The sequence below is a fragment of the Kordia jejudonensis genome (assembly GCF_001005315.1).
Taxonomy (GTDB): Bacteria; Bacteroidota; Bacteroidia; order Flavobacteriales; family Flavobacteriaceae; genus Kordia; species Kordia jejudonensis.
In genome coordinates, this window is the sequence record NZ_LBMG01000075.1 from 1 (window position 1) to 13838 (window position 13838).

Annotated in this window: 7 protein-coding genes; 5 read left to right on the forward strand and 2 right to left on the reverse strand. The window is 33.8% G+C overall.

Annotation, left to right across the window (positions count from 1 at the left end; translation table 11 throughout):
• Positions 1-535: 535 nt before the first annotated feature.
• Entirely contained in the window at positions 536-1621 is a 1086-nt protein-coding gene (locus tag AA089_RS21895; protein ID WP_046759158.1) for an AMP-binding protein, read from the reverse strand.
• A gap of 172 nt (positions 1622-1793) precedes the next feature.
• On the opposite strand from AA089_RS21895, the gene AA089_RS21900 reads away from it, so the two are divergent.
• Both AA089_RS21900 and AA089_RS21905 read left to right on the forward strand, forming a co-directional pair.
• Positions 1794-3686 (forward strand): DUF3857 domain-containing transglutaminase family protein, encoded by a 1893-nt coding sequence (locus AA089_RS21900; protein WP_046759159.1) that lies wholly within the window; start codon positions 1794-1796, stop codon positions 3684-3686.
• Positions 3687-3696: 10 nt separating this feature from the next.
• The gene (locus AA089_RS21905; RefSeq protein WP_162200471.1) at positions 3697-5622 is read left to right on the forward strand and encodes a DUF3857 domain-containing protein; all 1926 of its coding nucleotides are present in this window, start codon (positions 3697-3699) and stop codon (positions 5620-5622) included.
• 82 nt (positions 5623-5704) lie between these two features.
• Here the strand turns inward: AA089_RS21905 and AA089_RS21910 are convergent, their stop codons facing one another.
• On the reverse strand, positions 5705-5959 hold the full coding sequence (locus AA089_RS21910) for a hypothetical protein (protein WP_046759161.1): 255 nt from the start codon (positions 5957-5959) through the stop codon (positions 5705-5707).
• Between the two features lie 207 nt (positions 5960-6166).
• On the opposite strand from AA089_RS21910, the gene AA089_RS21915 reads away from it, so the two are divergent.
• The 3 genes from AA089_RS21915 to AA089_RS21925 form a co-directional block, all read left to right on the forward strand.
• Positions 6167-8656 (forward strand): alpha-2-macroglobulin family protein, encoded by a 2490-nt coding sequence (locus AA089_RS21915; protein WP_156169243.1) that lies wholly within the window; start codon positions 6167-6169, stop codon positions 8654-8656.
• Positions 8657-8760: 104 nt separating this feature from the next.
• Positions 8761-11244 (forward strand): MG2 domain-containing protein, encoded by a 2484-nt coding sequence (locus AA089_RS21920; protein WP_046759163.1) that lies wholly within the window; start codon positions 8761-8763, stop codon positions 11242-11244.
• 99 nt (positions 11245-11343) lie between these two features.
• Positions 11344-13838: alpha-2-macroglobulin family protein (locus AA089_RS21925; RefSeq protein WP_046759164.1), on the forward strand; the 2495-nt coding region annotated here is incomplete at its 3' end.

Genomic DNA, 13838 nt, shown 5'->3' on the forward strand with positions numbered 1-13838 from the left:
TGGGTCTTGGGTCTTGGGTCTTAAAATGTACATTTTTAATTTTACATTCATATTTCGTTTTTCGTTATTAAAAATATCTCAATACTAACTTCTCAAAACTCAATACTTATTTACACAAATAAGAAAAGGTCTAGTACATTAATTACCAGACCTATTCTCCCTAAAAAACCTAAAATAACCTAATCTTTATTTCGATAAGAAAGCAAAGATTTATGAATTTACAAGTCACAAACTCTATGCCAATCTTCAACATTTTTATGATTTTTTTAACACAAACAGAAAAACCCGATACGTTATGATTTTATCAGGTCTTTCTGAATAAACAACTAAACAACCAACCTTGTGTTAAATATGATTTAAATGTACTTTACTTACACTGCTTATGAAACCTATATTGAGGGAACACATCGTTTTAGTGAGTGAAATGCCTTATCTATTTAGTTGAAATAGTTTTGTAATAATAGAGAATAGTGAAAGAATGAAAGTTATCTTCAAGTGTTAGTCTTTCATTATTTGAATCTTTGAATTTTTGAATCTAAAAAATCAACGCAACCGTTTTACCACGCTGTACTTTTCCTGTGTTTGTTTCTACAAAATTGTGAAGTGTGTAAATTTTCTTTGGAATTTCAAACTTGGAAAACTTTTTTGATTGCTTGATAGCTGACAAGAGTTTTGAAGTATCAAGCGTTTGTAGTTCATCTTCTATGAGAAGAATTAACTTTTGACCAAGTTGTGCATCAGCCATTCCTGCAACGAAATATCTCCCTGAAATAAAAGCACTTAACTTCTCCTCTATGACTTCAGGATGTAGTTTGATGCCGCCACTATTAATGACATGATCAAAACGACCTAACCAACGAAACTGAGTTTCTGAAAAGATTTCAACTACATCATTCGTTATAATTTCTTCCGTATGAATTCTCGGTGCAGTGATTACCAAACAATCGCGATCATCTTTTTTAACAGTTATATTTGGCAAAGTTTGATAGACTTCCATGGTCTCTTTTGATAGATGATTCAAAGGTTTTGCTGCAATATGTGTGATCGTTTCTGTCATTCCATACGTAGCAAAAACTACTGTAGAAATATGCTGTAAGTTTGCTATCAAAGCTGAAGAAGCTGGCGCACCACCAACAATCAATGTTTTTATTTGATGTAAATTTTCTAGTGAATTTTCAACCTGAATTGGTACCATCGCACAAAAATCATAGTGCTTACGAGTTTCAGCTAACGGATGCATCGACGGCGCAATCAAATCTAACGATAAACCTAAAATCATGGCGCGTACCAACATCATTTTCCCAGCAATAAAGTTAGAAGGCAAACATTGTAACGCCGAATCGCCAGGTGTAATTCCAAAAAAATCGCCTGTTGCCAAAGCTGAATGCACCATCGCTTGTTTATCCAATCGAATTTGCTTTGGCTTTCCTGTTGAACCCGAAGTAAACACGTCAACGAATGGTTTATCATTCAACCAATCAATCAAAAAATCGCCAATCTCTTTTTCATACAACTCGCCTTCTTTAACGTAGCTATATGCAACTTCTTTTAAGTCTTCTCTATTAAAATAATTGCCATCCAATCGAAACTTTAGATGTATATTTTTAAATGTTGGAATCATTTTTGTTTAGGTTGATGTGTAAAATTAAACATTCGTACAGAAAAAAACGATTTCAAGATTGGTTTTTACTATTTTTAAGACCAATTGAATCAAATTTTTGACAATATTTTAACATAAGTATTGTTTATTTTTGTGAACGTTTATTTCGAAACGATTTTTTAAATTATCATTTATGACAACATCGTATATAAAATTCCCATATTTCATCCTTTTCCTATTTGCTAGTATTTGCTTTGCACAGAATGACAATTCTGAAGATTATCAGTTTTTGGAACGAAATGAACATATTACAATCCAACTGGAAAAAGGGGAATTTACTATTGTAAAGAATATTCACGAAAGAGCCGAATACATAACCGCTAAAAAACTATATTTTGCCAACGAAATGTTGCGTTTTGATAGTTTTACCAAGCTTGAAGACATCGAAGCTATTACACATTTACCTGATGGGAAAACTGTAGAAGTTGATTATATAGAAACCAAACATGAATTTGATGATGGTATTTTTTACAGTGATCAGCAAACAAAAAACTTTACCTTTCCTGCGGTAACCAAAGGCGCCATTACAGATTTAAAGTACAAAGAAATCATTTCTGATCCGCACTTTTTAGGACTGTTCCGATTTGGAACCTTCGCTCCGACTAAAAAAGCCGAATTAACAATTGAATTTCCAAAGAATATTCAAATTGGATACAGAGAATTTCATACAGAAAATGTGCCTGTCAATTTCACAAAAGAAGAAACTAAAAATTCCTTTGTATATCGTTGGAGTGTAGAAAATGTCTCAAAATTTACAGGCGAAGAAGATTCTGAAGCTGCTTTGTATTATTTGCCACACATCATTATTCATATCAAAAATTACGAAGAAAACGGAAAAACAATTCCTGTATTGAGCAATGTTACGGATTTGTACAGTTGGTATGCTTCTTTAGCAAAACAAGTGGATGAAAACGATTTGGAAAAAGTATATCAAATTGCAGAAAGTATCGCTTCAAAACACACAACAGATCGTGATAAAGCGGAAGCTATTTTCAATTGGGTACAAGGAAATATAACCTATGTAGCGTTTGAAGATGGTTTAGGAGGATTTATTCCACGTGGCGCAGCGAGCGTTTGTAAAAACCGTTATGGTGATTGTAAAGACATGGCAAATTTGTTATATGTAATGCTCAATCATGTGGGAATTCCTTCGTACAGAGCTTGGATTGGTACTCGCGATCGTCCGTATTTGTATGAAGAAGTACCAACTCCAATGGTTGACAATCATATGATTACCGCAACCGTAATTGATAACGATACGATTTTCATTGATGGAACAGATAGTTATGTCAATTTTGGCATGCCGAGTTCATTTACACAAACAAAAGAAGCGTTGATCGGAATTACACCAGAGCAATTTATCTTGAAAAAAGTGCCGAAACTAGCTTCTGAAAAAAGCAAAGCGATTGTAAACACGTCAATTAGCTTTGAAGATGGAAGAATAAATGCCAAAGAAGAACGTTTATTGACTGGTTATGAGAAGGTTGATTTCGTTACAGGCTATTTATATAAGAAAAAAGACATCACTGAAGAAGAATTTTTAAATACAACCTTAGCGTTAGGAAACAACAAAACAAAATATCAAAATATCAAGGTTTCGCCTGTAGAATCACAATACAAAAGTTTGACGGTTTCGTATGATTTGGTCATTGAAAACTATGTAAAAACAATTGGTTCAAAAACCATCTTGAACCTAAATATTGATCGTGCATTATCAAAACAAAAGATCGATGTTAAAAGTCGCAAATACACCAAAAAGATCGATCATCAATTTCAAAAAGAATACACAACTACATTTACGATTCCTGACGGTTACAAAGTAACTTCTTTGCCAAAACCGATTACATATGACGGAAAAGCGTATGGATTTGCAATTTCGCATGAAGAAAAAGATGGAAAAGTAATTCAACACAAAACTATCTATGTAAATACATTACGCGTAGAAAAAGAAGATTTTGAAGCGTGGAATACTTTTGTGAAAAAATTAATAAAAGCCTATAAAAAAAGTATTATCATTGAAAAGTAAAATGAATCCTATGAGAACAGTAATTGTTATCCTTTTATGTTTGTGTTCTACACAAGCGTTTTCTCAATATTATAAAGATTATGATTGGGAAAAAAGTCCGAAACTACACAAACTATCTGAACAAGATGCGAATAAATCGTCCATTGCGATCATTGAGAAATATATCATAGAATACTATCAATCAGAACTTAGCGACGCCATTCGAAAGTTTGAAACCAATCATTCAATTACGCGCGTTCATGACGAAAAAGGAATTAAAATGCACAACAGAGTGTATATTCCAATGTACAATGTAAAAGACATTGTAAGTATCAAGGCAAGAACCATCTCGCCCGACGGAAAAGTTACGCTGCTTAATAAAGATAATATTAAGGAAGTTAAAAATGTGGAAGAATATGGCGATTTTAAAATCTTTGCTATTGAAGGTGCGCAGAAAGATTCCGAAATTGAAGTTTTATACACGCTAGAAAAGCAATATTCTGCTTTTGGCAGACAAACCCTACAGCAAGATTATCCAATAAAAACCTTGGAATATCATTTTATAACTGGCGATTTGGAAGGCCGCATAAAGCCCTACAATACAACAGGAAATTTTGAAAAAAAGACCTATAATGATCGTGCTGGTTTACAGCTTATTTTGAACGATGTTATTCCGATGGTAGAAGAAGAATATTCTACTGCTGACGCTAACAAAAGTGTTGTTGCCTATCAATGTTTTGGACAAAAAGGAGTTACAGATTCATTATTATGGAACAATGTTGTGTCTAATATTTCGGAAGGAATGTTTCCTGAAACTCCAAATGCAGCAGTTAAAGATTTGGTTGCCGAAATTTTGAAAGGTCAAAAAGAAGACGACTTTACCAAAGCATATTTGATTGATGATTACATCAAGAAAAACTACACCGTTATTGATAACAATAATGCGCAACTTTCTAATATTGATTACATTCTCAAAAACAAATCTGCAAGTGACTTAGGAATCGTCAAAGTATACGGACATTTTCTAACGGCAGCAGATGTAGAATATTTACCATTAATTACAGCAAATGTATATCAGCAAAAACTTGATCCTGAGTTTTTTAATCCAAATTCGTTGCGCGAGTTTTTAATCTATATTCCAAAAACAGGAAATTATATTACGCCAGATCGTATTGATTATCGTTTGAGTGAAATTCCGTTTTACATTCTTGGAAACAACGCAATGTACATCAGCAAAAAACTAGAGTTTAGCTTTTACAAAACAGCACTAAGCGATCCAGATTACAGTCGCGTTGTAAGAAACATGGATATATCGTTTGAGGATGAATTGGAAGCTGCAACCATTGTGCAACAACAAGAATATTATGGCTATTGGTCTATTACGAACAGAGCCGTTTTGAACTTAGCGCCAGATCAATCTATAAAAGAGTTTGAAGACTATTTAACAGGTTCTGGAATTGAAGATAAAGTGGTAAAATCATATACTACCAAAAATAAAGACATTGCACAATTGGAATACAACAAACCATTCATTGTAAACTCCGAAATTACATCTGAATCTTTATTGGAAGAAGCTGGCGACAGTTACATATTTCAGGTTGGAAAAGTAATTGGTACGCAAAGCGAATTGTATCAGGAAACCAAACGTGTAAATCCAATTTTGATGCAATATCCAAATCAATACGATTATGAAATTACCGTGACAATTCCTGATGGTTACGAAGTGGAAGGTTTGGAATCGTTACTCATTAAAAAGGAATTATTGGATGAAGAAGGAAAGCAAAAATGTAAGTTTGAATCCAATTACACATTGGAAGGAAACAAGCTTACCATTACCATTCAAGAATTTTACAAAGTAAGTGAATATGACATTGCGGAATATGATGAATTTAGAAATGTCATCAATGCAGCTTCTGACTTTAACAAAGCAGCAATTCTCATGAATCCGAAAGAATAAAATCATATAAAAATCAATAAGAAAAGGCTTCGTACAAACATACCGCACGAAGCCTTTTTTTATTTCCGAATTTCGTTTCGGACTATCTTCCTCCGCACCAAGCGTCTGGATCTTTGCTGATGCAAATAGAACCATCATCATGACCTATAGTTGGCATGTCACAATCGCCACGCGTTATGTCGGTTGCGCCACAAACAGATAATACACATGTAAGCGTAATTGGCGGTAATAAAATATCAATTGAATTTACTTGACCACCTTTAACATTTTTATCAGCTGCCACACGGCTGATCACTTTTTTGTTAAGCTTCAAATTTTTGAGATTTCTTTTTTTCATGAGTTTAAAATTTTTAGTTCCATTAAATGTAAGAAAATTATTTTTTTTCAATTACCTATAATTACAAAAAAAGAAGCTTAAAATTTACGTTCAAAATCGTGTTTATTTGTCTTAATGTGTACAAACGGACGCGTACGTATGTAGAAAAAGCAGATAGTTTTGTATATTTATATCAACAACAACAACCATCCTGCTTTAACGGGAACTATGAAAAAAATGTATCGTATCTACAGCTTATTCCTTATAAGTTGCACTATTTCTTATGCACAAGTTTTGGACAAAACAGCAAATCAAAAATTAGTAAAACAACACGAGTCAATTGCTTCTGAGCAACTCAAAGAAAACATCTACATCCATACGGATAAGGATATTTATGAACCTGGAGAAGATTTGTGGTTTAAAGCCTATATTTTAAACGCAAATGATTTAAAAATATCCCATGAAACTTCCGTGGTTTTTGCAGAATTACGCAATCAAAAGAAAGACAGTATTGTCGCAAAAGAAATGTATACTGCGGGCAATGGTTTTGCTAATGGTTTTCTTTTTTTAGGCAGAACGCTGGAAGAAGGTAGCTACCAATTTACCATTCATACCAAAAACACATTAGAAAATACGTCAAAGGAGATTTTGGCTTCCAAACGAATAGATATCAAAGGAACTATTATTCCTAAAATATTAATGGACACAGAGTTTTCAGAAACCGCATACAATCGAAACGATGAAGTTGTACTGAATATGAATGTATTTTCAAGAAGTAGAATTCCGCTTTCAGAGGCAGCTATCCGTGCTGATATTTTTTCAACAGATACAAAAATAAGTCGTATAAAAGTAAAAACGAACAAAAATGGCGAAGCGCAACTTGTTTTTCCTTCCAAGAAAATGGCCAAAGCCGAATTTGTAAAATTGCGCATCAAATACAAAAATGAAACAGTATATCATACGGTTACGATTCCGTTTAGAAATCCTGCTGCGATACAATTTGGCATGTATCCAGAAGGTGGAAGTTTGGTTGAAAATTTATCAAATAGAGTTGCTTTTAAAGCGATAAACCATGATGGAAATCCGATTGACATAAAAGGTGTTTTGTATGAAGACGACAGAAAAATAAGTACGTTTGAAGCGGAACATTTTGGAATGGGCACATTTAAATTTACACCTAAACCTTTTAAAAAGTATACTGTAAAACTATCAAAACCTGCACTTGATAGTACTTTTCAATTGCCTACAATTTACAAAAGTGGGATTACATTACAAGTAGATCGTACTAATCATAAAAATGTTCATTTTAGCATTACAAAAACAAAAGATGTTTCGATAAACCAAGCGTATATACGAGCGCAAAGTCGCGGAAATGTGTATTGGATGGCAACAACACTACTAACTAAAGATAGAACTCGATTCAAAATTCCGTGGGAGAAATTACCGCAAGGAATTGTAGAAGTTACCATTTTTAACGACCGATTTCAACCGTTAGCAGAACGTTTGGTGTACGCAAATTTAGATCAAGATTTACAAATTGAACTGGAAGAAATGTCAAAATCAGTCTATCATAAAAAAGACAACGTAAAGTTGAAATTTCGTATCACAGATCAATATGGAAAACCTGCTGTTGGACATTTTAGCTTGAGTGTTTTTGATCATTTATACGCCAAAAAAGGCAACAATTACAGCATTTTACCGCATTACTATTTATTTTCAGAATTAAAAGGTCATGTGTACAATGCTTCCTATTATTTTGATAAAAAGCATACAAATCGTGACAAACATCTTGACATGTTGTTGCTAACTCAAGGTTGGAGAAATTACGCATGGAATTCCGAAAATTTGCACACAACACCGTATGTTTCAGAACCTTTTCATGAAGAAATAAAAGGACGTGTATTCGAAGTAAAAAAAGGTAAAATTGTAAAAAATGCAAAAGATATTGAAGTGCAAGTAGTGTTGCCAAGTGCGATTGCATCTGTAAAAACGGATCTTGGAGGAAACTTTACATTACCGCTTGATTATCAAAAAGAAAATTTGGGCGGTCGCATCTTTTTAATTCCTGATGAGGATGCAAAAAACAAGTTAGACATTACATTTCCATTTGATCAAATTTCGAATCGAGTACAACATAAAACAGTCGCGTTTCCAAAAAATGATCAATGGACAGAAGTTAAAAAGCAATCATCGTACAATACGGCATTTAGCTTTACAGAAACCAACTTTTTAGACGAAGTACAATTAACAGGTTTCAAAGAACGTCCAATAGAAATTAGTGACGAATACGACATCACAGATCCCGAAAATGGAATTGGCGATTATGTATGTTACATTGGGAAAGTACTAAATTGCTTGCAATGTCTTCATGGTTTTGCACCTGTTGAGGGAAAATATTATTTTAATGGCAAAGGTACTGTAGAACTTTACGTAAAGCCACCACCACTAAGACGACCAGAGCCAAACTTTATCATTGCTCATGGTTTTCATCCTGTAAAGGAATTTTACGTGCCAACATATGATAAAAAAGAAACAAAAGAGTATCCTGATTATAGAAAAACACTCTTTTGGTCGCCTGCGTTAGTATCAAATACAAAAGGCGAAATCGAAGTGTCATTTTATACATCAGACATCCAAACCACCTTTTTTGGAAAACTAGAAGGTACCAACGGAAATGGAACATTGGGCGCGTCATTTTTTCAGTTTCAAGTACACTAAATAAAGCTGTTAATCTTTTATTAAAACTACGTTTCTGTTATGCAACGTACGTATAAAAACTGGAAGATTCCGTATCTTTATAACACCGATTATACGAATAAAATATGAATTACTACGCTGCAATTTTTAGCTGCTTCCTACTAAGTTGTCTCTTTTCCAATGCGCAAATGTTAGACAAAACTGCTAATGAACGACTTGTTATTCAACATGAACTAACAGCGTCAAAACAGCTCAAAGAAAACATTTACATTCATACAGACAAAGATATTTATGAACCTGGCGAAGATTTATGGTTTAAAGCATACATACTAAATGCGAATGATTTGAACATATCATTACAAACCAATATGATTTTTGTAGAATTACGCAAACAAGGCGAAGAAGATGTAATTACAAAAGAAATCTACACTTCAAGTACTGGTTTTGCTAGTGGACATTTGTTTTTGGCAGACATTCTAAAAGATGGTACATATCATTTGGTTGTACATACTAAAAATACGGTAGAAAGTGCTTCTGAAACCATTTTAGCAAGCAAGCAAATTGAAATTAGAGAAAGTATCATTCCCAAGATATTGATTGATTCTGAATTTCATAAAAAATCATATGACAGAACTGAAGAAGTTCACTTGGAAGTTGCCATATTTTCAAGAAGTAGAGTTCCATATGCAGAAGCTTCAATTATTGCCGAAATATTTTCTACGGATAAAAAAATAGGGCGTATAAAAGCGAAAACAAATGCGCAAGGAGAAGCCAAACTCATATTTCCTGTAAAGAAAACTGCAAATGCGGAATACATTCAGTTGCGTGTCCGATATAAAGACGAAACCGTAACTTATAACGTAGAGATTCCGTTTCAAAATCCTGCTGCAATTCAATTTGGCTTGTTTCCTGAAGGTGGAAATTTAATTGAAAACCTTCCAAATACCGTTGCATTTAAAGCTGTAGATCATCACGGAAAACCGCTAAACGTAGAAGGTGCATTATATGAAGATGGAAAAAAAGTACGTTCCATTAAAGCGACTCATTTTGGAATGGGAAAGTTTTCTTTTGTTCCTAAATCTGAAAAAAAGTATACGGTACAACTCTCAAATCCTGTGCTGGATAGTATTTTTGAATTGCCAAATATTCGCAACAGCGGAATAAAATTACAAGTAAACAGAAGCAATCAAAAACACATTCTTTTCGACATTACAAAAACAAAAGATGTATCACTTAAAAACGTATACATCCGAGCACAAAATCGGGGAACTATTTATTGGATGGCAACAGCTTCCTTGACAAAAGATCGTATTCGCTTTAAAATTCCTTTGGAAAAATTACCGCAAGGAATCACAGAAGTGACCATTTTTAACGAACGCTTTCAACCTTTAGCAGAACGATTGGTATACGCAAATCTTGATCAAAAACTACAGGTAACATTAGAAGAAATTTCGAAATCAAATTATCGTCAAAAAGATAAAGTAAACATGCGTTTTAGCGTAAAAGACAAATTTGGAAATCCAGCTGTCGGACATTTTAGCCTGAGCGTTTTTGATCATTTATATGCTAATAAAGATAATCATTACAGCATGTTACCACATTACTATCTTTTTTCAGAATTAAAAGGACATGTGTATAATGCTTCGTATTATTTTGATGAAAAAAATAAAAATCGTGAGGAAAAATTAGACTTGCTGTTACTGACACAAGGTTGGCGTGCTTACAATTGGAATCCGCAATACTTTTCCAAAAATCCTGTAGCAACATTTAGTACTGATATAAAAGGGCAAGTCTTTGAAAAAAGCGAAAACAGAACTTTGAAAAATGCTAAAAATGTTCAAATTAATGTAATGCTTTCCGATATACTAACACAAATTGAAGGCGATTTGGGTGGAAATTTCGTTTTGCCCGTAACCTTTTTAAGACTTGGACGTGGAGAGAAGATTATAGTATCGCCGCAAGACAGTGAAAAATACACTTTAGAAGTCTATTTACCTTTCGATGAATTATTGAAACGCTCCAAAGACAAAACGCTTCTTTTTCCGCAAAGTGATTATCAAGTGGGCGAAAAAAGACAATCTTCTTATGATCCGTCGTTTAGTTTTAACGAAACCAATTACTTAGAAGAAGTAAAATTGACCACATACAAAAAACGCAAAAAAAATCGAGGTAGCAAGTCCAACTTTTATGCTGGTTTTGTTAGTGGAGATTATGTTTGTTATGAATATGAAATTCTAAACTGTACAAATCATCCTGCGGGAACACGACCTATTGATGGAAAATATTACTTAAGAAACGATGGAACTAGAGTACGATACGTTGCGCCATATAAAGCTAAAGATGACATAGAACAAAACTTTTTGCTCGTAAAAGGCATGTATCCCGAAAAGGAATTTTACAATCCATCGTATGACAAAGCGGAAGACAAATTGTTTCCTGACAATAGAAAAACACTGTTTTGGTCGCCAAATTTAGTGTCTGACAGAAACGGAGAAATCAATGTTACATTTTTTACCTCTGATGTGCAAACCACCTTTTTAGGAGAACTACAAGGAACCAACGGAAATGGATTGCTTGGCGCTACGTCTTTTCAATTCAATGTAGATTAAAAACCGTTATAAGTTTAGCAATATAGAGTCGCAAGGCATTTAAAAAAAGTAAAAATAGAAGATTCCGTATCTTTATACAACCGATGATACCAATAACATATGAAATACTACTCCGTAATTTTTAGCCTATTTTTTCTAAGTTGTCTATGTTGTCACGCACAAGTTTTAGATGATGTAGCCAACGAACGCTTGGTCACAAAACATGAATCACTTGCGGAAAAAGAACTCAAGGAGAATATATATATTCATACTGATAAAGACATATATGAACCTGGCGAAAACTTATGGTTTAAAGCCTATATTTTAAATGCGAACGACTTAAAAATTTCTACGGAAACCGAAGTAATCTTTGTAGAATTGCTCAAAGAGGAAGAAAACAAAGAAAAAATGATTACCAAAGAAGTGTACATTGCCAATAGTGGATTTGCGTATGGTCATTTATTTTTAGCTGAAATTTTGGAAGAAGGCAACTATCAACTTATTGTTCATACCAAAAATACGATTGAGAACCATGCGGAAGCTATTAGTGCAGTAAAACGTTTTGAAATTCGACAAAATATTATTCCTAAAATACTGATTGATACTGAGTTCTTAGAAGATTCTTACCGAAGAAACGATGAAGTTATACTGGATGTTGATATATTTTCAAGAAATAGAGTTGCGCTGAAAGAAGCCGCAATTTCTGCCGACATCTACTCTACCGAAGAGCGTTTGGCACGTGTAAAAGTTAAAACAGATTCGCTCGGTCAAGCCAGAATCATATTTACAGAAGATGAAACTGCAAAGGCAGAATTTATAGAATTACGTGTAAAATACAAGCAAGATGTTGTATATCATATTATTGATATTCCGTTTAAAAAACCTGCTTCCATTCAGTTTGGAATGTATCCTGAAGGTGGAAGCTTGATAGAAAACTTGCCAAATACCGTCGCTTTTAAAGCGCTAAATCATCATGGAAAACCACTAAATGTAAAAGGTACGCTGTATGAAGATGGAAAAAAACTAAGCACGTTTAAAGCCATGCATTATGGAATGGGGAAATTTATATTTACACCAAAACCCGAAAAAAAATATACTGTAACACTTTCAAATCCTGCGCTCGATAGTGTTTTTCAACTCCCACTCGTTCAGAAAAAAGGACTTCGCTTACAGGTTCAAAAACGAGATCCTGCATTTATACATTTTGCCATTACCAAAACACCGAATGTTACGCTAAAAAAAGTGTATATCCGAGCACAAAGTCGCGGATATGTGTATTGGATGGCGATTGCATCACTGGACGGCGATCATGTCCGATTTAAATTACCATTGGAAAAATTACCACAAGGAATTGTTGAAGTTACATTGTTTAACGATCGTTATCAACCACTTACGGAACGTTTGGTATATGCAAATATTAATAAAAAATTGCACGTAGAGCTGACAGCAGTTTCAAAATCGTTATTTACACAAAAAGACAAAGTCGATTTGACATTTTCAGTCAAAGATCAGTATGGAAAACCTGCAAGAGCACATTTTAGTTTAAGTGTTTATGATCAATTATACGGTAAGAAAAACAACGATTATTCCATGATGCCGCATTACTATTTGTTTTCAGAATTAAAAGGACATGTATATGATGCTTCTTATTATTTTGATACGAAAAACAAAAATCGCGAAAAGCATTTAGACTTGGTTTTATTGACACAAGGTTGGCGAAATTACAACTGGAACACAGGCAATTTACTCAAAAATTTATACAAAAAAGCCGATCCTTTTAGTGAAGAAGTTACGGGTCGTGCGTATTATCGAATGAAATCGGGTACGTTGCGAAATGGAGCTGACGCTACTGTACAAGTGCTGTTGCCAAAACTTGCTGCGATCATTAAGGCAAATAAAGGTGGCAGTTTTAGTATTCCACTAGCGTTTCAAAAAGCTGCTACAGGTTCACGCATTACGCTTATTCCACAACTTTCAATTCCCGCAGCGGCAAAATCGTCCAAAAAAGATGCAATTCCTACAGAAGCATTTTTAGAAATTACCGAACCTTTTGAGGAAATATTTCAACGCACCGTTCAAAAGCAACTTCTATTTCCACTTGATGATCGCATAATTAACGAAAAAAAACAATCGTCTTATGACACTTCTTTTAGTTTTTCTGAAACGAATTATTTAGACGAAGTAGAACTCACAGGTTATAAAGATCGACTGAAAGATCGTGGCGATCAAGTAATTTTTGAAGGTGTTGTTGGCGATTATGTCTGTTTTGAATATGATATTTTAAATTGTCAAAATCATTATGCAGGACCAACGCCAGTAGAAGGCAAAAAATACAAGCTAAATGATGGAACCGAAGTCATTTATAAAGCCTCAAAAGAAACCATTGAAGCGGAAAAAAAGAAACGTGGCTTTTTCAACATAAAAGGCGTGTATCCAACGAAAGAATTTTACAGTCCAATGTATGACAAAGAAGAGGACAAACTGTTTCCAGATAACCGAAAAACGTTGTTTTGGTCGCCAGCTTTAGTTTCAGACAAAAACGGAAACATCAACGTAAGTTTTTATACTTCTGATATTCAATCTATTTTTTTAGGAAAACTTGAAGGAACTGATGG

What these genes read in the sequence shown, in the direction of transcription:
- AA089_RS21915 (WP_156169243.1), top strand. Translation starts at nt 6,167, where the DNA reads ATGAAAAAAATGTATCGTATCTACAGCTTATTCCTTATAAGTTGCACT.
- AA089_RS21920 (WP_046759163.1), top strand. Translation starts at nt 8,761, where the DNA reads ATGAATTACTACGCTGCAATTTTTAGCTGCTTCCTACTAAGTTGTCTC.
- AA089_RS21895 (WP_046759158.1), bottom strand. Translation starts at nt 1,621, where the DNA reads ATGATTCCAACATTTAAAAATATACATCTAAAGTTTCGATTGGATGGC.
- AA089_RS21905 (WP_162200471.1), top strand. Translation starts at nt 3,697, where the DNA reads ATGAGAACAGTAATTGTTATCCTTTTATGTTTGTGTTCTACACAAGCG.
- AA089_RS21900 (WP_046759159.1), top strand. Translation starts at nt 1,794, where the DNA reads ATGACAACATCGTATATAAAATTCCCATATTTCATCCTTTTCCTATTT.
- AA089_RS21910 (WP_046759161.1), bottom strand. Translation starts at nt 5,959, where the DNA reads ATGAAAAAAAGAAATCTCAAAAATTTGAAGCTTAACAAAAAAGTGATC.